This is a genomic window from Hymenobacter fodinae (assembly GCF_004745825.1).
GTDB classification, from domain to species: domain Bacteria; phylum Bacteroidota; class Bacteroidia; order Cytophagales; family Hymenobacteraceae; genus Hymenobacter; species Hymenobacter fodinae.
This window is the reverse complement of record NZ_SRLA01000003.1, coordinates 649278-670246: the sequence shown is the minus strand read 5'-3', so window position 1 is coordinate 670246 and position 20969 is coordinate 649278. Positions and strand designations below refer to the sequence as shown.

The 20969-nt window shown below is 62.6% G+C and carries 20 protein-coding genes; 10 read left to right on the top strand and 10 right to left on the bottom strand.

The features are described from left to right. Positions 1–778: 778 nt before the first annotated feature. Complete coding sequence (locus EU556_RS16630; protein WP_125423153.1) at positions 779–1720, top strand: replication initiation protein; 942 nt, start codon at positions 779–781, stop codon at positions 1718–1720. A gap of 111 nt (positions 1721–1831) precedes the next feature. Here EU556_RS16630 and EU556_RS16625 read toward each other — a convergent pair whose 3' ends face one another. The 10 genes from EU556_RS16625 to EU556_RS16580 form a co-directional block, all read right to left on the bottom strand. Next, a complete protein-coding gene (locus EU556_RS16625) occupies positions 1832–2242 on the bottom strand; it encodes a hypothetical protein (RefSeq protein ID WP_135435251.1) in 411 nt (136 codons plus the stop codon). Positions 2243–2371: 129 nt separating this feature from the next. Continuing rightward, entirely contained in the window at positions 2372–3280 is a 909-nt protein-coding gene (locus tag EU556_RS16620) for an ArdC family protein (protein WP_135435250.1), read from the bottom strand. Between the two features lie 32 nt (positions 3281–3312). Then, complete coding sequence (locus EU556_RS16615) at positions 3313–3576, bottom strand: hypothetical protein (RefSeq protein WP_135435249.1); 264 nt, start codon at positions 3574–3576, stop codon at positions 3313–3315. 326 nt (positions 3577–3902) lie between these two features. Next, on the bottom strand, positions 3903–4502 hold the full coding sequence (locus EU556_RS16610) for a TlpA family protein disulfide reductase (protein WP_245327718.1): 600 nt from the start codon (positions 4500–4502) through the stop codon (positions 3903–3905). A 52-nt stretch (positions 4503–4554) separates the two neighbouring features. After that, a complete protein-coding gene (locus tag EU556_RS16605) occupies positions 4555–5724 on the bottom strand; it encodes an efflux RND transporter periplasmic adaptor subunit (RefSeq protein WP_135435248.1) in 1170 nt (389 codons plus the stop codon). Between the two features lie 29 nt (positions 5725–5753). Further along, positions 5754–8912, bottom strand: coding sequence for an efflux RND transporter permease subunit (locus tag EU556_RS16600; protein ID WP_135435247.1), 3159 nt, complete (start codon positions 8910–8912; stop codon positions 5754–5756). A gap of 4 nt (positions 8913–8916) precedes the next feature. Then, positions 8917–10341 carry a TolC family protein gene (locus EU556_RS16595; protein ID WP_135435246.1) on the bottom strand — a complete coding sequence of 475 codons (1425 nt, stop codon included), beginning with the start codon at positions 10339–10341 and terminating at the stop codon, positions 8917–8919. Positions 10342–10570: 229 nt separating this feature from the next. Further along, entirely contained in the window at positions 10571–10942 is a 372-nt protein-coding gene (locus tag EU556_RS16590) for a hypothetical protein (RefSeq protein WP_135435245.1), read from the bottom strand. A 137-nt stretch (positions 10943–11079) separates the two neighbouring features. Then, positions 11080–11748, bottom strand: a complete 669-nt coding sequence (locus EU556_RS16585; protein ID WP_135435244.1) for a hypothetical protein — start codon at positions 11746–11748, stop codon at positions 11080–11082. Positions 11749–11846: 98 nt separating this feature from the next. Then, the gene (locus tag EU556_RS16580) at positions 11847–13502 is read right to left on the bottom strand and encodes a bifunctional metallophosphatase/5'-nucleotidase (RefSeq protein WP_135435243.1); all 1656 of its coding nucleotides are present in this window, start codon (positions 13500–13502) and stop codon (positions 11847–11849) included. Positions 13503–13582: 80 nt separating this feature from the next. Here EU556_RS16580 and EU556_RS16575 point away from each other — a divergent pair, with 80 nt between their 5' ends. The 9 genes from EU556_RS16575 to EU556_RS16535 all read left to right on the top strand — a co-directional run bounded on the left by EU556_RS16575 (position 13583) and on the right by EU556_RS16535 (position 20960). Then, on the top strand, positions 13583–13900 hold the full coding sequence (locus EU556_RS16575) for an ArsR/SmtB family transcription factor (protein ID WP_073285581.1): 318 nt from the start codon (positions 13583–13585) through the stop codon (positions 13898–13900). A 71-nt stretch (positions 13901–13971) separates the two neighbouring features. Further along, positions 13972–14787 (top strand): sulfite exporter TauE/SafE family protein, encoded by an 816-nt coding sequence (locus tag EU556_RS16570; RefSeq protein WP_210116313.1) that lies wholly within the window; start codon positions 13972–13974, stop codon positions 14785–14787. 91 nt (positions 14788–14878) lie between these two features. Beyond that, positions 14879–16234, top strand: coding sequence for an MBL fold metallo-hydrolase (locus EU556_RS16565; protein ID WP_135435242.1), 1356 nt, complete (start codon positions 14879–14881; stop codon positions 16232–16234). A gap of 102 nt (positions 16235–16336) precedes the next feature. After that, positions 16337–16675, top strand: a complete 339-nt coding sequence (locus EU556_RS16560; RefSeq protein ID WP_210116312.1) for a rhodanese-like domain-containing protein — start codon at positions 16337–16339, stop codon at positions 16673–16675. 93 nt (positions 16676–16768) lie between these two features. Beyond that, the gene (locus EU556_RS16555) at positions 16769–17329 is read left to right on the top strand and encodes a YeeE/YedE family protein (RefSeq protein ID WP_073285590.1); all 561 of its coding nucleotides are present in this window, start codon (positions 16769–16771) and stop codon (positions 17327–17329) included. A 24-nt stretch (positions 17330–17353) separates the two neighbouring features. Further along, positions 17354–17977, top strand: a complete 624-nt coding sequence (locus EU556_RS16550) for a class I SAM-dependent methyltransferase (RefSeq protein WP_135435241.1) — start codon at positions 17354–17356, stop codon at positions 17975–17977. Between the two features lie 21 nt (positions 17978–17998). After that, complete coding sequence (locus tag EU556_RS16545; protein WP_135435240.1) at positions 17999–18409, top strand: DUF6691 family protein; 411 nt, start codon at positions 17999–18001, stop codon at positions 18407–18409. A 36-nt stretch (positions 18410–18445) separates the two neighbouring features. Beyond that, positions 18446–19498: a c-type cytochrome gene (locus tag EU556_RS16540; RefSeq protein WP_135435239.1), complete on the top strand. Its 1053-nt coding sequence runs from the start codon at positions 18446–18448 to the stop codon at positions 19496–19498. Further along, the gene (locus tag EU556_RS16535; RefSeq protein ID WP_135435238.1) at positions 19467–20960 is read left to right on the top strand and encodes an OprD family outer membrane porin; all 1494 of its coding nucleotides are present in this window, start codon (positions 19467–19469) and stop codon (positions 20958–20960) included. Before EU556_RS16540 ends, EU556_RS16535 begins: the two co-directional genes overlap by 32 nt. Positions 20961–20969: the final 9 nt, after the last annotated feature.

The window sequence follows — 20969 nt, the reverse complement described above, 5'->3', positions numbered from 1 at the left end:
GGTTTTGTAAGTTAACTCTGCAGGGATAGGCTGCGTAGGTCACCCTCCGAAAAAGTAAAAACAGCCTCCAGGCGCTGTAAATGCTTACCATTTCTATCCTTTCGCTATCAGTTAATACCCGCTGGCTTACCATTTCTATCCTTTCGGCCGCGTCGGTCACGTCCGCTCATCATTTCTATCCTTTCGGGTGTAGGGTAATTCTGATGATTTAGCAGTGGTGCGGGTAGCTGCCTATAAACTTGGCAAATCTCCGCTCGACACAGCAGGTTTTTAGAGGTAAGTGGAGCCTAAGAAAAAAGGGAGTCGTAATCTTGTAAGTCGCCTCAGCCTGGCTGGAAGGCTAATAAAGTAAATAAAAGTATAAAATTTCTTGAAATAGTACAACGCTTTTATGCTAGCTTATACTTCCCCTTTGTTGTATTCTTGTCCCGTTGCAGCGTTTTGTACCCTTTAAAAGCCTTTCGTTCGAACGTCATCAACAAATTTGTGAGTTTTTTTTATTTGTCAAGTATTTACTCTATTTGCAGGGCTCGTAAGTCTCTGACTTTTCGATTTTTATGCCACTTAAAGGATAGGGATGGTAAGCGAAAGGATAGGGATGGTAAGTCCAACGGATAGGAACAGTAAGCGAAAGGATAGGAACAGTAAGCGAAAGGATAGGGATGGTAAGCCCAATGGATAGATTTTGTAAGCGAAAGGATAGAGCTTGAAGGAAGGCTTACCTTAATGTCTGTAACTCTCTTATCTTTGATCATACGCTCTACCTATTCCCACTAGCATGAGTACCCCCGTTACCGCCAGCACGCCCTCCACCGGAGTGGAAATCCGGCAGCACAATGCCATTACCACCGCCCGCTATGAGATGAGCGCGGTCGAGATGGACATTGTCTTCTCGCTGCTCTCGGTACTGCGCAAAGAAGATAAGCCGGGCACTATTTACCGCATCCGGGTGAAGGAGTTGGAGCAGATGACGGGCCGCTCCTGGAACTACCAGCGCCTGCTGGAAGCAACCTCCAACCTGCGCAGCCGCGAGTACGTGATTGAGGACAACAAGCACGTGCTGCAGGTGGGTTTGCTGGCTTCAGCGCTGTACGTGAAGGGCGAGGGCATCATCGAGCTGGAAATCTCGGAGCGCATGCGGCGCTACCTGATTGACCTGAAAAACAACTTTACATCCTACCGCCTGCAGTCGGTTTTCAGTTTATCGAGCAAGTACGCGAAGCGCATCTACCAGATTGCCTCGCAGTGGAAGGACATCGGGGAAACGAAAACCTTCACGCTTGACGAGTTTAAGATCATGCTCTCGCTCAAAGACCCAAAGGGTCACGAACCGGAGCAGTACGAGAAGATTTCGGCCCTGCAGAAGTATGTGCTCGACGTGGCCACCACCCAAATCAACGAGCACACCGACCTGCGCATCAACTATGAGCTGATTAAGAAGGGGCGCTCCTTCCACAGTATCCGCTTCTTCGTCAACGGCCAGGTGCCCCAGCAACTGCCCATTCCCTTCGAGGATGGGGCTGAGGAAGAAAAGCAGCGCCGGGCCCTGCAGAACCTGGAAGAGCTGGAAATCCGGGACCCTAAGCTGGTCAGCCAGATTCTCGGGGACGCCAAGAAGCTAAATGCTCTCTTTTCCTTCTGCTACAAGCACAAAACCGGCAAAGTGAAGGCCGATAAGAACCCGGGCGGGCTGTTTCTCAAGATGGTGGGCCTACGTTAAGTGGCTTGGGCCACGCGCAGGCTTGCCACAATGGCAACAAAAGAGAAAAAGCCATACCCCTGGCCCGGAGCGTCTGGTCGGTGCCGCCCGAGGGCGACACTTAGCCCCAGCCTACTCTTCATCCTGCGGCGGATAGTCGGGTATCCAGTCTTCGGGGCTGCCAACGACCGGCGCCGGTGTGGGCTGGTAGGGCTCCAACTCCCGGCCAAAGCAGTGGCCCAGCGTGACACCGGGGCACTGCCGCTGAAACCAGGCAGGTAACGTTTCGGGAGCACATACCACACCCAGAAAGCCCTCGGCATGAAAGTAGGCTTTCACCTCGGCCGGCCCGAAGCTGTTCAGGTAGATGTGCACACGGTCACCGATGGCCGGCACCTGGCCGCGGCCGGACCACTGCAGCCCGGCCGGGAAGCCCGCCAGGCTGGGAAACCCTACCCACGCCGGGCAGGCTTGCGGCTCCCCTATCCAGGCGGTAGGGCTAAGGGTGGGCTGACGGGCGGCGGAAGCGGAAGAACTGGACATGATGAGGCAGTAAGTGATGACTGATGAAACGGCGGAGCTTGGGGCCGCTGGCTTCGGGGCCGGGTGTTTTCCTTTTGTTGGCGCGCCGGGGTACCGGCTGACGGTTGCCAGCCGGTACCCTCTCCCCTACTAGGCCGCTTCGGGCAGGGCTTCGGCGCTATCCGCTTCGTAGCTGGGGACAATGCCCAGAATATGGTTAGCAGCCTTCTGAGCCTGGCTGGCGGCGGAGATAATCAGGCGCTTATCATTGCGCAGGGCCTGCAGCCAGTTGGCCAGGTAGGCGGCGGTGCTGGGTTCGGTCACCGCCAGGTCCAGGCCGGCGGCGTTGCTCAGGAAGGCGGCGCCCAACTCGGCCACCAGTTCTTCCTTGGCGTAGGTTTCGCTGCCAAAGGCGGCCTTTTCCGTGAGCGTGGCCCGGTCAAGGCGCTTGGTATGGCCAGTGGAATGGGCCAGCTCGTGAAACAGGGTAGTATAAAAATCCTCGGGCGTGTGGAAGTTCGCCGGCTCGGGTACGGTTACGGTGTCGGTGCTGGTGCGGTAGTGGGGCTCACTGCCGGCGTAGCAGATGCGGGGGCCACCGGCGTAACCGGCTACAATCTGCTCGGCGGCCTGCTGGGGCGTATGCTCGCGCTGTACCGGCTCGGGTAGCTTCCAGTCCACCCCGTCAATCTGGGCGATGTTGAACACGGTGGAATACTGCAAGATGGCTACCTTTTTCTCCTTACCCTGGGCGTCCTCTTTCTTCGACACCTTAAAGAATACCACGGGCATCCCCTTCTCGCCCTTGCGCACCTGCCCGCCCAGCTCACGGGCCTGGTTGTAGGTCAGGTAATAGGGCTGCTCGTGCTGGAGCATGGCCAGCAGCAGGGCGTTGATGCCCTGATACACGTGCTTGCTGCGGTAGTTGCGGGGCGCGTCGTGGGCCGCGTTCCACGACTGTTTCCACGGGGCTACGCCGCTTTCTAAAGCCAGGATAATCCGGTTGGAGATGATGTCATACACATCGGCGCGGGGGGCGGCAGCGGGGGCATTTTTCATAAACCAAAGGCGGGTAAAAGGTGAGAAAAGCGTTAGTAGAGGTAATCAGGATGAGCAGCCGGGCCTAGCTCCCGGGCCTCGCGGGCCAATTGGGCATCTTCCCAGGCTTCGCTTTCATGCAGGGCCAGCAGCTTCCAGCGCAGCAGTTGGGCCGCATCGGTGCAGGCACTGAGCAGCGGCTCGGCCTTCTGGCGGCGCTCCGGGCTAAAGGCGGGATGGTTGAGCACTTCGCGCAGGTTCCGACGGGCTGAGGAAACCAGGAGCGCACAAGCAGGGGAAAGGGGCGTTGACACCATGATTACCAAGCTGTTTTAGGTGCGTTGCTTATACTTATTAAACGCAAATGAACCTCTTATAGTTGCTTTTTCAGCTTATTTATAAATGCTTTTTTAGCTTATTTATGGCACAAGGTTTGATTTTCTCCCTTTTGTTCATTTCGTCTCCCCTGACGGCGTTGAGATACTATCCAATTCACCCTGGCAGGGAGAAATACGCTGATTGAGAAGCGTGTGCGCTCGGTCTTAATCAATGATTTGACGAGCAAGTAGTAACCAATAAAATAAAAAGCGCCAGCCTTAGTGGCCGGCGCTTTGAACGCGAAAGAAATCAGCAAAGCCTATACTTACCGCGCCAGCTTTTCCAGCGCGGCCTTAAACTCCGGCGTGTCGTATTCAGCCATGCCATCGTGACGGGCCGCTACCTGCCCGTCCGGGCCCAGAATCACCGTGGACGGAATGGAGTTGGAATCAAACGGCGGGGTCAGCGGGCCGGCGGGGAAATACACCGGGAACGTGTAGCCCTGGCGCTTGAGCATGGCCTGGGCCTTGGCCGGATTCTCATCCAGAGAAATCATTACGAAAGCCACCTTTTTCGGGTCCATTTTCTTGTACAGAGCGTGAATGCCGGGCATTTCGGCCACGCAGGGCGGGCACCAGCTGGCCCACAGGTTCACGAACACCACCTTGCCCTTCAGGTCGCTCAGGTTAGCATGTTTGCCATCGAGGGTGAGTAGCGGCAGGTTGTGGGGATAAGCAGCGCCACCCGTCGGCACGATGGGCGCGTCGGCCGGGGCCGGAGTTGCTACTGGCACATCCGGTTTCCACAGGCCCGTGGCCAGCAGGCCGCGCTGCAGCGCACCCAGTACCGGCGTGCGCAGCGGGGTGAACAGAACAAGGGCAAACAAAGCCAGCGGCAGCCACTGGAGCAGATTTTTACGATTCATGGTCGAAGGATTTAAACGCGCAACAACAAACAAATGAAAAAACGTTCATATATTAGACCCCGGCGGGCTTAGCCTTGGCCACCGTGACGGACTGGCCGTCGGGCACCTGCTCGCTGGCTTCCCGCACCAACTCGTCGCCGGGCGCCAGCGGGCCGAAGACCACCACCGTGTCGCGGCTTAGCAGCTGGCCCTTGCGCACGGGTACCCACTGGGCTCGCCCTTGCTGCACGCGCACTACCTGGGCCTGCTTGGGTGCGTCCGGGGTGGCAAATACGGCCGAGGTCGGCACGGCAACGGCTTTCGCAGCGGTGGGCAGCGCCACCAGCACCTGGGCGTACATACCCGCTTTCAGGCGGCCATCGGCGTTGGGCACGTCCATCTCCACCAGCTCCGAGCGCACCGTCTGGCTCAGGCGGCTGGCGTTGCGGCGGAACACGCCGGTAAAGGTCTGACCGGGAAAGGCCGGTACCGTGAACGGCACCGCAGCGCCGGGCTGCAGCCACTGGCCGGCCGCGGCCTCGGGCACGGCCACTTCCAGGCGAAGGGTGCGGCTGTTTTCCAGCGAGAACATGGGTGCCGACGGCTGGCCCCCGCCCGGTCCCACCAGGGCCCCGGCTGACACGTTGCGGGCCGTAATAGTGCCGCTAAAGGGGGCGCGCACCACCAGGTAGTTGCTCAGCTCCCGGCTGGCCTGCAGCTCAGACTGCGCAGCCTGCACATTGGCTTGGTCGGCCTGCATCTCGGCGCGGGCGCGCTCTAGGTCATTGGGCGAGATGGTGCCCGGCTCCTGGCTGGTGCGCAATAGCCGCTCGTAGCTAGCCCGGGTACCAGAAAGCTTGGCCTGCGCGGCTTGCCAGCGCGAGCGGGCGCGGGCCAGCTGGGCCGCCAGCTCGGGGGCTTCGAGCACGGCCAGCGTCTGGCCCTTGGTTACCCGCGAGCCGCGGTCCACCAGCACCCGCTGCACGAAAGCGCCCACGCGGGGGAAAAGGTCGACCTGCTCATAGGGCTTGAGCTCGGCGGGCAAGCGCAGCCGGCGCACGGCCGGGGCGTTGGTCAGCCGAAAGGTAGTTACGGTGGCCGGCGCGGCCGGCGTGGGTTTTTCGGCCGCGGGTTCCGAAGCGCCGGACGAGCAGCTGCCCAGCACGCCGCTCAGCAGCAGAGCCGCCGCCAGCAGGGAAGTATATCGGGGTGAAGGGGCAATCAATTTCAGGAAGGCATTCATAGAGACTCAGTAGGGAAAGAAGGAGAAGATTAGGCAGCCTGCCTGGTGCGGGCGGGGAGCAGGGAGCCGGACTCGTAGCCCACCCGGCGCATGGCCCAGCCGAACACGTGGGGCAGCACCAGCAGCGAAGCCAGCGTGGAAGCAATGAGCCCGCCGATGACGGCCTGGCCCAGCGGGGCAATCTGGTCGCCGCCCTCTCCCAGGCCCGAAGCCATGGGCAACATGCCGGCAATCATGGCAATGCTGGTCATCAGGATGGGCCGGATGCGGGTATCGGCGGCCAAACGGGCGGCCAGGGGCACGTCGCGGTGCTCGTGGCGCAGGTGGTCGGCGCTGGTGATGAGCAGGATGGCATTGGCCACCGACACGCCCACGCTCATGATCATGCCCATGTAGGACTGCAGGTTGAGCGTGGCCCCGGTAGCCAGCAGCATGAGCAGGGAACCCGCCACCACGGCCGGCACCACCGACAGCACCACCAGCGAGAGGCGGAACGACTGGAAGTTGGCCGCCAGCAGCAGGAAGATGACCACGATGGCCATGCCCAGCCCGGTCTGCAGGCTGCTCATGGTGTCTTCCAGCAACTGGGGCTGGCCCACCAGGTTGGCTACTACCCCGCGCGGGGGTTCGCCGACTTGCTTGAGCGCCTTACGCACAGCTTGCGCGGCGGTGCCCAGGTCGCGGCCCTGCACGTTGGCGGTGATGCTCACCAGGCGGTAGGGCCCCTGGCGGTCAATCTGGCCGGGCATCATGCGCGCCGACACCGTGGCCACCTCCCCGATGGTGGGGCGGGCCTGCCCGGCCTTGACGGGCAGCGCCTCCAGATCCTGCAACTGGGTGAGCTGGTCTTCGGGCAGCTGCACCTGCACCTGGTAACCCAGACCGGACTTGGGGTCGAGCCAGAGGTTTTTGCTGGTGAAGCGCGAGGACGAGGTGGCCGCTACCACCGACTGGGTGATTTCCTGGCTGGTGAGGCCAAACTGGGCGGCCCGCTCCCGGTCCACGTCGATGCGCAAAGCCGGGTACTGCAGGGGCTGGGCAATCTGCACGTCGCGCAGGTAGGCAATCTGCTTTAGTGCAGCCAGCACCTTGCGGGCGTGGCCGGCGGCTTCCTTCAGGTTTTTGCCCCCCACGTTTACCTGAATGGGCGTGGGCGCCCCGTCGCTCATCACCTTTTCCACCAGCTCAATCGGCTCGAAGCTTAGTTGTAAGCCTGGCTGCGCGTCGTGGATACGCTGGCGCAGCCGCTCCTTAAGTTGGCTCAGGTTCACGTGCACGCCCTCCTTCAGGGCCACCTGCATCAGCGCCTCGTGGGGGCCGGTGGTGAAGACGAAAACCGAGTTGACGGCGAAGCTGGCCGGCTGGGTGCCCACGAAGGTGGAGGTGATTTCCACGTTGTCGGGGCCGACTTCCTTATTGATGATGGCCTGCACCGCCGCCACCGTCTGCTCGGTTTTCTCCAGGCGGGTACCCACCTTCTCGCGCAGCCGCAGCTGGAACTGTCCGCTGTTAGCCTGCGGAAAGATGTCGGTGCCGATGAAGGCAAACCCCACTCCTACAACGACCAGTGATAAAACCAGGTAGCCCAGCACCACGCCGCGCTGGCGGCCCTGGGCCCGCGTGAGCAGGCGCTGGTAGCCGGCCTGGAAGCGGGCGAAGAACCCGGTATGCTCAGCTGGCTCGTCGTGACCGTGGCCGGCGGCAGGGGCGTGGTCTTTCATGAGCCAGTTGGCCATCACCGGCACCAAGGTCTGCGAGAGCAGAAACGAGGCCACCATGGCAAAGCCCACGGCCAGCGACAAGGGCAGGAACATGGCCCGCGGCACGCCTTCCATAATCAGGGCCGGGGCGAATACAGCCAGGATACAGAGCAGAATCAGCAGCTTGGGCAGGGCTATTTCGCGGGCCGCGTCCCAGATGGCCTGGGCCTTGGGCTTGCCCCGCTCCAGGTGCTGGTGAATGTTCTCGATAGTCACCGTGGCCTCGTCCACCAGCACGCCGATGGCTAGGGCCAGCCCCGAGAGGGTCATGATGTTGAGCGTCTGACCGAAAAGCTTGAGCAGAATCACCGCCGACAGGACCGACAGCGGAATGGTCGTCACCACAATCACCACGCTGCGCCAGTCGCGCAGGAACAAGAGCACCATCAAGCCCGTGAGCACCGCGCCCAGAATGCCCTCCGTCACCAGACTTTTGAGCGAGTTGGCCACGTAAGTCGACTGGTCGAAGGCATAGCTGAGCTTCACATCCTCGGGCAGCAGGGCCCGTAGCGTAGGCAGCTTGTCCTTGACCTGCTGCACCACTTTCAGGGTGGAGGCATCGGCCTTTTTGATGACCGGCATATAGATAGCCCGCTTGCCGTTGATGACGGCGTAGCCCGTCGTTACGTCGGCGGCGTCTTCCACCGTGGCCACGTCGCGCAAATACACGCCCGGGCCGGAACCGGTGCGCAGGGGCACATCCAGAAAGTCGGCGGGATTCTCAATCAGCGAGTTGACCGGGGCCATGTAGGCCACGTCGCCCATCTTCACGTTGCCGGCCGCCGAGGGCTGGTTGCTGCTGACGATGGCCTTGACCACATCGTCGGGCGTGAGCTGGTAGCCGCGCAGCTTGGCCGGGTCAGCCTTCACCACGATGGTGCGGATGTTGCCGCCGAACGGGGCCGTGGAGGTGACGCCCGGAATGGTGGTAAACATGGGCCGGATGCGGCTGGCGGCCAGATCCTGGAGCTGGGTCAGGGAGCTTTTCTCGCTTTCCAGCACCAGTTGGCCCACGGGCAGGGAGCTGGCATCGAAGCGCACCACCTGCGGGGGCAGCGTGCCCAGCGGCATAAAGGCCGTGGCCCGCGACACCTGGGTGGCCACCTCGGCGGCGGCCTGGGCCATGTCGGTGCCGGGGTAAAAGGAGAGCTTGATGAGCGTCAGGCCCTGAATGCTCTTGGTTTCAATCTTCTTGACCCCGGAGACGAACAGGAAGTTGTTCTGAAACTGGTTGGCCATGAAACCGTCGAGCTGCTCGGGCGAGAGCCCGCCGTAGGGCTCGGCCACGTAGATGGCCGGCACGTCCATGCTGGGGAAGATGTCCACGGCAATGTCGCGCACGGCGGCGAAGGCGAAAAAGAGAATGGCCAGCATGGCCACCACCACGGTGAGGGGCCGCTGCAGGGCCGACCGGATGAGTTCGTACATGCGGCTAGGGCGTTACATGGGTGAAAAAGAAGGAAAAGTCGCCGGCGGCGGCGGTTTGCAGCAGCACGGCATGCCAGGCGGCGTTGGCCGTGAGCACATGGTCCTGCTCGGCCTGCTGCAGCCCATAGAGGGCCTGCGTCACGTCGACCACGGTGGCCAGGCCGGAGTTGTACAGGGCCAGCTTCTGGCGGTACGCCTGGCGGGCGGCCGCAAGCTGCAAGGGTGCCTGCCGGGCGCGCTCGGCGGCCAGCTGCAGGCGCTGGTTAGCTAAAGTGGCCTGGTTGCTGAGTTCCAGCTGCTGCTGGCGATATTCCGCTTGCAGACCCTGGGTGCGTAGGTTTTCGGCCTTGGCCTGGGCCTGCACGCGGGGCCAGTCGAGCAGGTCGAACACCACGCCCACGCCCACGGCGTAGTTGAAGCGGGTGGGTGCGGCCCCGCCCAGCCCGTAGTCGGTGGTGCCGTTGTAGCTTAGCCCGGAGCCCCGGCCCCAGGTGGCCCCCAGCAGGGAAAGCCGGGGGCGGTACTGACGGCGAATGACCGTTTCGCGGGCTTGGCCCAAGTCCACGGCCCGCTGCTGCAGGCCCAGCGTGGGGTGCGTGGCCGTGGGCGGCACCAGCGCGGGCGGCAGGGTTCGGTTGTAGAGCGTATCGGGCTGCCAGGTAGCACCGGGCTGGCCCAGCAGCGTGGAAAGACGGGCCTGGCGGTCGGCTTCCTGTTCCTGGGCACTTACCAGCGCCAGCTTCGACTGGGCCTCGGCCGCGCGGGCCAGGGTGCTGTCCACGCCGGGGCGCAGACCATGCAGCGCCAGCCGGGTAATGGTCTTTTTGAGTATGAATACCCGGCGCACATCCTGCTCGCGCACCTGGCGCAGGCTTTGCGTAGCCAGCAAGTCGAGGTAGGTCTGGGCCACGCGCAGCTGCTGGGTGAACAGCTCGTTGTCGGCGTCGGCCTGGGCGTAGTCGCGGGCGGCTTCGGCGCGGGCCCGCTGGGCCGGGTACTGCCCAAAGGTGACCGGACTCCACTCCGCAAGGGCCGTGCCCATGCTGCCGAATACGGCGTTGTAGGAGTTGACTCCGCTTAGCGAGCCGCTGCTGGGAATGATAGTGCCCACGGGCAGCATGGTGCCGGCCACGGCGTTGGTGGAGCCGTAGCTCACCTGCCCGCTCAAGCGCACCGAAGGCAGGCGCTGGGTTTTGGTCTGGGCAATATCGGCCTCGGCGGCCTGCACCTGGTAGGCTTTAGCTTGCAGGTGCGGGGCCTGGGTGCGGGCCAGATCCAGGGCTTCTTTTAAGGAAAGTGGCCGGCCGGCGGCTGGATGAACCGGGCGCTGTTGTGCCTGGCTGACTGGACCCGTCAACAGCAGGGCGACGAGTAGCCAGGCACTACCTGCCGGCAGCCGCCGGACAGGAGGTACAAAAGGGAAAAACATGGGCTGAGAGAAGTCAGGAAAGAAATCCGGGCCGGGCGCACAGGGGCGTAGCCAGCCAGTTACTAGGCAGATTTGCTGGGACTCTCAGGAAAAGGCAGGACTACCCGATAACCAGGGTTAAGAGCAGCCGCATGAGGCGGCGGGCTGGTAGGGGCATAAAAAACCCGGTTATCGCCCCCACGAACGGGGCAACTAACCGGGTACACACCCGGCTCCACGACGCGTTTTCCTAAGAAAAGCGAACGGGCGGAGCCTTGTTAGGGTGGTTGGCAAACGAGTGCTCGGGGCCGGCATTCGGGCCACGGGCGGGATTCAGGGTCGGCTCGTCGGCCGGGAACAGCAGCCCGAAATACAGGGCCGGGAAATCACCACTCAGCGCCAGATCCAGCGGCAGCAGCTTGGCTTTTACTTCTGGTGCGTGGTCGGCCTGCGGATCGGCCTGCACCGTCTGCAGCTTCTTTTTGCACAGGCCAGTTTGGGACTGTTCCTGCGGACTACCCAGCCCAGTGGTCGTTGCGGGGACCCGGGCAGGCAGCGGCTGGCAATGCAGGTAAACACCCGCATATAGCAGCAACAGCAAATGGGTCAGCAAACGAGACATAAACAATAGGGCTTGGTGCAAAGGTGCGCACTATTTCGGTAACCGAACGGGCTAAAGCCATACTGGACGGCGGCATGGTTGCAGCCGGGGCCGCATAAACCGTGCCGCCGTCAGGACAGCGGAGCCTTACAATAAACTTAAAGGCGATGCCCTACTGCCGCGAAGAAGGCATCTTCCCGTTCCTCTATTTTCCCGAGTTGTTTCATAGATAAAGCAGTGAGAGGACCGAACCGTTTAAGCTGGGCGGCATCAGCTAAATCCCGCAGCTCATGTAGCATGTTGTACAATGCCATGATGAAGTCGTAGTTCAGAATCCGACTCACAGTGCCTTGTTGGAATGCGCGGTCCAGGCGGGACTCCCGGCTCAAAAAGAAAAAGATAGTGATGTCGTACCGGTAGCCTACACCAATGGTGTTTGCGTCCATTAGTAGCGCACGTTGCGCAGGCTTCAGCAGTTTCAGGCGGTTAACAGCGCGCCGTTCTACTTCCTTGTAAAGCTTTTCCAGATTGTGGCCGAGGCTGCGGATCTTGAGGTAAGCATCTTCGGGTGTTTCATTAGGCGGTGACAGACTAACAATCAACGACTTCAAGGCGCATTCCGCACTCATCAACAAGTCGACATACATTTTGGAGAAGAAAGAGTTGGTGTCGTGGGGCCGGCTGGAATTCAGAATACCAACGCGCCAAAGGAAATCATTGGCATCAGCGGCGAATGAGGAAGCCATTTTTCGTTTCAACGATTGGCTGACATTGAACGGGCGGCCTTTCGGCAGGAGGGTGAGCGGGTTGATGGAAGCGGTACTCATGTGTTTGAAATATGGAATTTAAACATCCGTCCATTGTGGGCGGACGCTCTTTATAGAGTTGGCAAAATCAATAGTTTATCATTCAAGCCAACTTTATTTTACTTCGCTGTCACGATATGTACCCGCGCCGGTGTGGGCAGCGCTACCGTGCCGCGCTTGCGCAGAGCACCCTCCACAACCTCCGTCACACCTTTATCCAGCTTCAGCACGTTCGTCCCCTGCGCGAAGGTGGTGTAGCGGTGAATGCCGGTGAGCATGCCGCTGTGCGTGACTACGCGGTAGCGGCGCTGGGCATCCAGCGGCTGCCCGTTCACCCGCACGTCGCTCACCCGCCGGCCCACGGATTGGTTCAGGTCGGCCGTCCAGTTCAGGCCGCTGGTTTGCAGCAGGCCGCCCACCCGTGCCATGTCGTCGCCGGGGTTCTGGTTGGTGGCCGTTTGCTCCAGCAACTGCCGCACCTGCGCGCCGGTCAGTTCCAGCGTCACCACTTTGGAGGGGTGCGGCAGCAGGGTATAGAGCATTTCGCGGGTGATGGGGCCCGGTTCCAAGGAAACGCCGTAACCCACGCCGGGCAGGAAGGCTAGCTCGGCGCCGGTGGCCTCGCGCAGCAGCTCGCCGGCGAGCTGGTCGAAGGGGCTGGCCGATTTGTATTGCCGCCCGATGCGGCCGGTAGCAGTGGCCAGCACTTCTTCCAACCGCGCTTTATGGGGCGCCCGCAGCGAGTCCACGAGCTGCGCCAGCTTCGTGTAAGCCGGGTATTCCGTGGTCCACAGCGTGGGCGCGATGCCCTCGACGCTGGTTATTTTGCCCGCCTTCACCTGCACGGTAAGTTGACCCAGCACAGCCGCGTCTGACAGCGCCTGCACCACCCAGGCATTACCGACTTGGCGGGGCGGCGCAATCCGGTCGTGGGAGTGGGCGCCCACAATCAGGTCGATGCCCGGCACCTCGCGGGCCAGCCGCTCATCCACCTTGGTGCCCTGGTGGGAGAGAATCACGACCACGTCGGCGCGGGCGCGCAGGGCTGGCACGTAGCGCCGGGCTGCCTCAATACCGCTACCGAACGCCAGTTCTTTCGTGTTGTCGGGGTTGCCGGTCTGGGCCGTGTTGTGGTAAGCCAGGGCCAGCACCCCCACGCGCACCCCGCCCACGGTAAACACCTGAGCGGGCTCACCCAGAAACGGCTGGCCGGTGGCCCTGTCCGTAACGTTGGCCCCACGCATGGGGAAGCGTGCCAACTGCTGCAGCTCGCGGGTGCGGGCCGTGCCGTAGTCGAAATCGTGGTTGCCCAGGGCCATGAACTGGTAGCCCAGCGCATTCATGAGCTTGATGTTGGCCGCTCCCTTCGTAAGATTGCCCAGCAGATCGTCGCTGAACGTGTCGCCCCCATCGAGCAGCAGCACGTTAGCAGCCCCGCGTGCCTGCCGCACCTGCTGCACAGCCCTGGCCAGGTGGGCAAACCCGCCCACCCGCCCGGCGCGCTCGAACGAGGAGGGGCTGCGGCCGGGGTCGCCGGTTTGGGCGGTGGCATTGCCGGGGCTCACGGTAAAGGGCCGGTGCCGGCCGTGAATATCGTTGGTGTGCAGAATGGTGAAGGAGCCGCTGGCTGAAGCGACACTCTGGCGGGAGTTGCTCTGACAGCTGCTCAGCGTTCCGGCGGCCGCCAGCACCGCGCTACCCAGCGCCAGCCACCGCCACGGGGCTAAAAAGCGGGTTGAAAAGGTAATAGAGTCAGTATTTGGAGAAGCTTGCATGAGCAGGTGAAATATTTTGGAACCAAAAAGAATGGGAAAGTTGTATACATGAACAAATGATCATACATTTGCAGCACCTTATGACACCGACTACCACCTCCGCCGATCTGAACCTGACCACTGAAAAGATGGAGAAGGTGGCCTTCATTCTCAAAACCACGGCCCACCCGACCCGCATTGCCATCGTGCAGCTGTTGGCTAATCAGGAAAGCCTTTCCGTCACGGACATCAGCGAAAAGCTGAATGTGGAGCAAAGCCTGCTTTCCCACCACCTGACGGGCATGAAGCTGAAAGGTATTCTGAGCAGCCACCGCGACGGCAAGAACATCTTCTACGCACTGAAGATGCGCGAAGTGGTCGACGTGATTCAGTGCCTGGCCGGCTGCACGTTCCTGTAAGGGAACCAGCCTTTTTTTTGCCAAAACGCATGAACAACTTTTCATAACTACATACGTTCACCCGTTCATCCATGTTGCACATCGTCGGCTACTTCGCGGCTATATTCATCGGTCTTTCTCTGGGCATTATGGGCGGGGGCGGCTCTATCCTCACCGTGCCGGTACTGGTGTACCTGATGGGCGTAAGCCCGGTGCTGAGCACGGCTTACTCGCTCTTCGTAGTAGGCTCCACCTCCGTAGTGGGCGCCTCGGGTTATTTCCGCAAGGGACTCGTGTCATTGAAGACGGCCATTGTCTTTTTGATTCCCTCGCTGCTGGCCGTGTTTGCCGTGCGCAAGCTGCTGATGCCCGCCATCCCGCACGAGCTCTTTACCCTGGGCAGCATTGTCTTCACCAAGGACCTGCTGGTGCTGGTGGCCTTCGCAGTGCTCATGGTCGTGGCCGCTACGTCGATGATCCGCAGCAAGCAGGCCGAGGAAGTGCTCGACGAAGAGCTGCACCAGAAGTACGCCTTTAACTACCCGCTGATTCTGGGCATTGGCCTGGTGGTGGGCACGCTCACGGGCTTCGTGGGCGCCGGCGGCGGCTTCCTGATTATTCCGGCCCTGGTGCTGGGCGCCCGCCTGCCCATGAAGTTGGCCGTGGGCACCTCCCTGGCCATCATTGCCCTGAACTCCCTCATCGGTTTTACCGGCGATTTGAGCGCCGGCACCCCCATTGCTTGGACCTTCCTGCTCGGCTTCCTGGCCTTTGCCTTGGCGGGCATCGTGCTGGGCACCTACCTGGCCCGCTTCATTCCCGGGGCCAAGCTCAAGCCGGCCTTCGGCTGGTTCACCCTAGCCATGGGCACCTTCATTCTACTGCGCGAGCTGGTATTCACCCACTAAGCAGCTGGCTCTTATCCCGGTAGTTCTCGTTTCCCGGTTTACCTCTCTTTTAGTTTTTCCGCTTCCACTCACCTCCCAACCACTTTTGGTCATGAAAATCGAACAGTTTGAAGACAAGGGCTTGGCCCACTTTTCCTACGCTATTCTCAGCGAGTGCGCCCGCGAAATCGTGCTCATCGACCCCGCCCGCGACCCGCAGCCCTACTATGACTACGCCAAGGCGAACGACGCGAAAATCGTCAGCGTTATCGAAACCCACCCCCACGCTGACTTTGTGAGCAGCCACCTGGAAATAGCCCAGACCACCGGAGCCACCATCCGCGTGAGCAAGCTGCTGGGAGCTGATTATACCCACGAAGCTTTCGATGAAGGCCATTCCTTCACGGTGGGCAAACTGACCTTCCGCGCCCTGAACACGCCGGGCCACTCGCCCGACTCCATCAGCATCGTCGTGAGCCGCGAGGGCCAGGACGAAGCCGTGTTTACCGGTGATACGCTGTTCATCGGGGACGTGGGCCGGCCCGACCTGCGCGAAAAAGCCGGCAACATGACGGCCAAGCGCGAGGAACTGGCCCGGCAGATGTACCACTCCCTGCGCGACAAGCTGATGCCCCTGGCCGGTGAGGTGCTAGTCTATCCCGCCCACGGCGCGGGCAGCCTTTGCGGCAAGGCACTCAGCGGCGCTAACAGCAGCACCATCGCCGACGAGAAATTCGGCAACCCTATGCTGCGGGAAATGAGTGAAGAGGAGTTCGTGAAAGAGCTGCTCGCTGACCAGCCCTTCATCCCGAAATACTTCGGCTACGACGTGGCCCTGAACAAAGCCGGTGCGCCCGATTACAAGCCGAGCGTGCAGAAAGTGAACCGCCTGGCTGCCGGCACGGCTCTGGAAGCCGGTACCATCCTAGTTGATACCCGACCCGAAGCAGAGTTCAAGCAGGGCCACATGGACGGCGCCATTAATATCCAGCAGGGCGGCAAGTTCGAAACCTGGCTGGGTTCCATCGTGGGGCCGGAAGAGCCGTTCTACCTGGGGGCAGCCGACGAGGCGACCCTGGAAGACCTGATCCGGAAAACGGCCAAAATCGGCTACGAGGCCCTGATCAAGGGGGCATTGGTCGGCTCGCCATCTTCTGAGGCGAAGCTACCGAAGCTGGATGTGGAGCAGTTCCGCCAGCATCCCGAGCAGTACACCATTGTGGACATCCGCAACGCCACCGAGCACCGCGACGAGCCCATTTTTGCGGACGCGCTCAACATTCCGCTGCCCGAGCTGCGGGAGCGGGCCCAGGAAATCCCCACCGATAAGCCCGTGGTAGTGCACTGCGCCGGCGGCTACCGCTCGGCCGCGGGCTCCAGCATCGTGGCCGATGCCCTGCCCGGTACGGAAGTGCTCGACCTGAGCGAGGCCGTCAAGTCTTTCCAGTCCGCCTCCGCCCAGCACTAATTCCCAACGGCCGACCGGGGAGCCGCCCTGCAGGCGGGCTCTCCGGTTGCCTGACGGCCTTATCCTATGCCTTCGCTCACGTTGCTTCTTCCCCTCTTGGCCATGCTGAATTTCTTTCAAGGCGCTACGCCCGCCTATAAAAACCTCACCCCTGCTCAATTCTCCGCGGCCCTGCGCCAGCCCGGCGCGGTGCTGCTGGACGTGCGCCGCCCCGACGAGTTTGCCGGTGGCCACCTGCCCGGGGCCGTGAACATCGACGTCACCGCGCCCGACTTCGCCCAGCGCGTGGCGGCTCTGGATAAAACCAAGCCCACCTACGTGTACTGCCGCAGCGGCGCCCGCTCGGCTAACGCCGCCGGGCAGCTGACCAAAAGCGGCTTTGCGCACGTGTCGAACCTGCTGGGTGGCGTGCTGGACTGGCCCGAAAAGCTGGTTCGCTAACCCGCATCCATTTTCCCTTCCTGTTTAGCAAGAATTCCGGCCGGCCGCTGCGGCGGGCGGGCCGGATGTCCATACTCCTGACCTTCTGACTTCATGCTTGAATTACTTCGCCAGCCCTGGCCCTGGTACGTGGCCGGCCCACTGATCGGCCTGACCGTGCCCGCCCTGCTGCTCATCGGCAATAAGGCCCTGGGCATCAGTTCCTCGCTGCGCCACGTGTGCGCCGCCTGCGTGCCCGCCGGTATTCCCTTCCTGACCTACAACTGGCGGGCCGAACTCTGGAACCTGTTTTTTGTGCTGGGCATCGGCATCGGCGGCTTTATCGGCTACCAGCTCATGGGCCACGCCGATACGATTGCCATTTCCCCGGAAACCGTGCGCGACCTGAAAGCGCAGATGCACCTGACCGACTTCTCGGGGCTATTGCCCAAGGAGCTGTTTGCTCTGGAGAACCTCTCGAACTGGAAAGGCTGGGTATTCCTGGTGCTGGGCGGTTTCCTGGTCGGCTTCGGCACCCGCTACGCCGGGGGCTGCACCTCGGGCCATGCCATTTCGGGTCTGTCCAACCTGCAGTGGGTGTCGCTGGTGGCCGTCATTGGCTTCTTCGTGGGCGGTCTGCTCATGACGTGGGTGTTCTACCCAATGATGTTTTAGCCCAGTACTGCTACCCCACCCGCCATGAACACTGCTTCCCAATCCGCGGCCGCCGAGTTCTGGGACGCCCGCTACGAAAGCGAGGCGTATGCCTACGGCACCGAGCCCAACACCTACTTCCGCCAGCAACTGGATAAGCTGCCGCCTGGCCGCCTGCTGCTGCTGGCCGAAGGCGAAGGACGCAACGCCGTGTACGCCGCCCGGCGCGGGTGGCAGGTAACGGCGGTGGACTTCAGCGATGAGGCCCGCGCCAAGGCCCAACGCCTGGCCGTATCCCAGGGCGTGCACCTAGACTACCAGGTGGACGATGTGACCAGTCTGCGCTGGCAGCAGCCCGGCGGCTACGATGCCATCGGCCTGATCTATGCCCACCTGCCGCCCGTGGCCCGCTGGGCCGTGCACGCGGCCGCGGCCCAAAGCCTAGCATCCGGGGGACACTTGATTCTGGAAGCCTTCAGTCCCCGCCAGCTGGGCTTGCCCTCCGGCGGCCCACAATCGGCCGAACTGCTCTACGACCCCGACACCTTGGCCCAGGACTTTGCTGGGCTGACGGTGCAGGAAAACCACGAGTTGGGCGTCGTTCTGCACGAGGGCAGCTTCCACTCCGGCCCGGCCAATGTCGTGCGCCTGCTGGCCACGCGCGCCTAACCTCTACTTCTGTTACCTGACATGAAAAACCTGAAATACCTGGTGCTGGGCGTGTTGTTCGGCATTGTTCTTACGAAAAGCGAAGTGGTGAGCTGGTGGCGCATCCAGGAGATGTTCCGCTTCCAGAGCTTCCACATGTACGGCATCATCGGCTCAGCCATTGTAGTCGGCCTGATTTCCATTCAGCTCATCAAGCGCAACCGCCTGAAGACCATCAACGGCGAGGAAATCAGCATTGCCGACAAGAAGTACAACCACGGCACCTGGATCGGGGGCACCATCTTCGGCCTGGGCTGGGCCCTAACCGGCGCCTGCCCCGGCCCGATGTTCGCCCAGTTGGGCAGCGGCGTGGCCGGCGCGGCCGTGCTGATACTCGCGGCCCTGGCCGGCACCTGGACCTACAGCGCCCTGCGCGAAAAGCTGCCTCACTAACTGCCGGGCATCGGTGCCCGCCTTCGCTACGCTGCCATGGAAACACCGTCTGATTCCGTTGCCCGGCTGCCCCAGCTGGTGCGCATCCTGCTGCTGCTGACGTCTGCGCTGGTGTTGGTCGTGGTGGTGGTGCTGACCCAGCTGTACGGCCCGGCCAGCCCGCCCCCGCCGGCCCCGGTGGCCGAAGCCAACGAGGGGCCGCCCCCTTCCGGCAGCTACCACCGCCCGGCCACGGCCGCCCCCGACACGGCGACCCTTCCCCGCACCGCCGCCGGCCGGCAGATCCGCTACGGCCGCGACCTGATTGCCCACACTGCCCGCTATCTGGGGCCGCAGGGCTCGGTAGCGCACCTGACCAACGGCATGAACTGCCAGAACTGTCACCTGGATGCGGGCACCAAGGGCTTTGCCAACAACTACCTGGCCGTGGCCGCCACCTACCCCAAGCTGCGGGCCCGCTCGGGCACGATGGTCACGACGCAGATGCGGGTGAACGATTGCCTGGAGCGCAGCCTCAACGGCCGGGCCCTGGCCGACAGCAGCCGGGAGATGCGCGCCATCGTGGCCTACATCAACTGGCTGGGCCACGACATTCCTAAAGGGAAAAAAGTGTATGGTACCGGGTTCACAAAGCTGGCTTACCTGCCACGCGCCGCCGACCCGGTAATAGGAAAGGCCGTGTTTGCCGCCAAGTGCCAGAGCTGCCACGGCCCCCACGGGGAAGGCAAGCAGCTGGCCGACGGGCGCGAGTACCAGTACCCGCCGCTTTGGGGCAAGCGCAGCTACAACGACGGGGCGGGCCTGTACCGCGTCACAAACCTGGCCAAGTACGTGAAGGCCGCCATGCCCTTCGGCGCGGCCTTCGACCACCCCCAGCTCACCGACGCGCAGGCCTGGGACGTGGCCGCCTTCGTCAACTCCCAGCCCCGGCCGCACCTGCACACGCCCCGGGACTGGCCCGATATCAGCAAAAAGCCCGTCGATCATCCCTTCGGGCCCTATACGGACTCCTTCTCGGAGCGCCAGCACAAATACGGGCCCTACCAGCCCATCGAAGATGCCCACCCGCAACTGGCCAAAGCCAAATAAGTCGTCCGCGCTGCCGCGCTTCCTGCGCCTGCTGGTGGCCAGCCTGCTGCTGCCGGCGGCGGCCTGGGCGCAACACGCCGAGCCGGCCCTGACCCGGCCGGTAACGGGGCGCACGCAGCTGCCACCCTACCCGGCGCCGACGGCGCCGGATACGGTGCGGGCCCGCTCCCTGCCGGATGCTTTCCGCCGGGGACGCTGGCACGGGCGGGTGCGCAGCTACACGATGGCCACCCTGAACCAGGGCCGTTACCCCGACTACTACGCCCAGGGCCTGGGAGCCGGGGCCCGCTTTGAAACGGCCTCTTTCCACGGACTGCAGGTGGGCGTGGGCGGCTTTTTCTGGGCCAATCTGGCCTCCAATGACTTGGCGACGCCGGACTCGCTGACCGGCGCCGTGAGCCGCTACGAGGTGGGGTTGTTTGATGTGACGAACCCCGGCCGGCGCCGGCTCACCGGGCGGGCCGAGGAGCTGTTTCTGCGCTACCGCTGGCGGCAGTCCACCCTCACGCTGGGCCGGCAGTTGCTCACTACCCCGCTGCTCAACCCCCAGGACGGCCGCCTGAGCCCCAACTACGCCGAAGGGCTGTGGCTGGAGCTGCGGGAGCTTCCCCGCACCACCCTCTCCGCGGGCTGGTTAACCGGCTTGGCCGTGCGCTCCACCACCGACTGGACCTCAGTAGGCGGCTCCGTGGGCCTGTACCCGGCGGGTGTAACGGAAGCCGGTCAGCGGGCCCTGTACGCGGGCAACCTGCACAGCCGGGGGCTAGGGATTGTGGGCGTCAACCGGCAGGTAGGTGCGCGTACCACAGCCCAAGTTTGGAACTACTACGCTGACAACCTGTTCAACGCCAGCTTTGCGGAGCTGACCACCGGCCGGGTCCTGGGTATGGGCCAGCTCACGTTGGGTGGGCAGTACCACTACCAGCGCACGGTGGGCTCTGGCGGCAACCCGAATCCACAGCTGGCCTACAGCGCCCCCGGCCGCCGGGCCCATGCCCTGAGCACCCGCCTGGGCTACCAGCGCGGGGCCTGGAGCGTGAGCGGCAACTACACCCGCATCACCCGCACCGGGCGCTTTCTGTTTCCGCGGGAGTGGGGCCGGGAGCCGTTCTACACGTTTCTGCCCCGCGAGCGGGAAGAGGGCTTCGGGGGAGTGGATGCGGCGGCCGTGCTGGGAGGCTACTCCTTTGCCCGAGTGCCGGGCCTGAAAGCGGAAGCTGGCTACGGCCACTACTACCTGCCGGACGTAAAAAACACCCGCCTCAACAAGTACGGTATGCCCTCGTATCGCCAGCTGAACGCTTCCCTGACCTATGCTTTCCCGGGCTGGGCCAAGGGACTGCGCGGGCAGCTGCTCTACGTGTACAAGGGCCGCCTGGGCAACACCTACGGCGAGGCCCGCTACGAAGTCAACAAAGTAGACCTGCACCTGGTGAATCTGATTCTCAACTACGATTTTTAACCCTTTCCC

What these genes read in the sequence shown, in the direction of transcription:
- EU556_RS16630 (WP_125423153.1), top strand. Translation starts at nt 779, where the DNA reads ATGAGTACCCCCGTTACCGCCAGCACGCCCTCCACCGGAGTGGAAATC.
- EU556_RS16625 (WP_135435251.1), bottom strand. Translation starts at nt 2,242, where the DNA reads ATGTCCAGTTCTTCCGCTTCCGCCGCCCGTCAGCCCACCCTTAGCCCT.
- EU556_RS16620 (WP_135435250.1), bottom strand. Translation starts at nt 3,280, where the DNA reads ATGAAAAATGCCCCCGCTGCCGCCCCCCGCGCCGATGTGTATGACATC.
- EU556_RS16615 (WP_135435249.1), bottom strand. Translation starts at nt 3,576, where the DNA reads ATGGTGTCAACGCCCCTTTCCCCTGCTTGTGCGCTCCTGGTTTCCTCA.
- EU556_RS16610 (WP_245327718.1), bottom strand. Translation starts at nt 4,502, where the DNA reads ATGAATCGTAAAAATCTGCTCCAGTGGCTGCCGCTGGCTTTGTTTGCC.
- EU556_RS16605 (WP_135435248.1), bottom strand. Translation starts at nt 5,724, where the DNA reads ATGAATGCCTTCCTGAAATTGATTGCCCCTTCACCCCGATATACTTCC.
- EU556_RS16600 (WP_135435247.1), bottom strand. Translation starts at nt 8,912, where the DNA reads ATGTACGAACTCATCCGGTCGGCCCTGCAGCGGCCCCTCACCGTGGTG.
- EU556_RS16595 (WP_135435246.1), bottom strand. Translation starts at nt 10,341, where the DNA reads ATGTTTTTCCCTTTTGTACCTCCTGTCCGGCGGCTGCCGGCAGGTAGT.
- EU556_RS16590 (WP_135435245.1), bottom strand. Translation starts at nt 10,942, where the DNA reads ATGTCTCGTTTGCTGACCCATTTGCTGTTGCTGCTATATGCGGGTGTT.
- EU556_RS16585 (WP_135435244.1), bottom strand. Translation starts at nt 11,748, where the DNA reads ATGAGTACCGCTTCCATCAACCCGCTCACCCTCCTGCCGAAAGGCCGC.
- EU556_RS16580 (WP_135435243.1), bottom strand. Translation starts at nt 13,502, where the DNA reads ATGCAAGCTTCTCCAAATACTGACTCTATTACCTTTTCAACCCGCTTT.
- EU556_RS16575 (WP_073285581.1), top strand. Translation starts at nt 13,583, where the DNA reads ATGACACCGACTACCACCTCCGCCGATCTGAACCTGACCACTGAAAAG.
- EU556_RS16570 (WP_210116313.1), top strand. Translation starts at nt 13,972, where the DNA reads ATGTTGCACATCGTCGGCTACTTCGCGGCTATATTCATCGGTCTTTCT.
- EU556_RS16565 (WP_135435242.1), top strand. Translation starts at nt 14,879, where the DNA reads ATGAAAATCGAACAGTTTGAAGACAAGGGCTTGGCCCACTTTTCCTAC.
- EU556_RS16560 (WP_210116312.1), top strand. Translation starts at nt 16,337, where the DNA reads ATGCTGAATTTCTTTCAAGGCGCTACGCCCGCCTATAAAAACCTCACC.
- EU556_RS16555 (WP_073285590.1), top strand. Translation starts at nt 16,769, where the DNA reads ATGCTTGAATTACTTCGCCAGCCCTGGCCCTGGTACGTGGCCGGCCCA.
- EU556_RS16550 (WP_135435241.1), top strand. Translation starts at nt 17,354, where the DNA reads ATGAACACTGCTTCCCAATCCGCGGCCGCCGAGTTCTGGGACGCCCGC.
- EU556_RS16545 (WP_135435240.1), top strand. Translation starts at nt 17,999, where the DNA reads ATGAAAAACCTGAAATACCTGGTGCTGGGCGTGTTGTTCGGCATTGTT.
- EU556_RS16540 (WP_135435239.1), top strand. Translation starts at nt 18,446, where the DNA reads ATGGAAACACCGTCTGATTCCGTTGCCCGGCTGCCCCAGCTGGTGCGC.
- EU556_RS16535 (WP_135435238.1), top strand. Translation starts at nt 19,467, where the DNA reads ATGCCCACCCGCAACTGGCCAAAGCCAAATAAGTCGTCCGCGCTGCCG.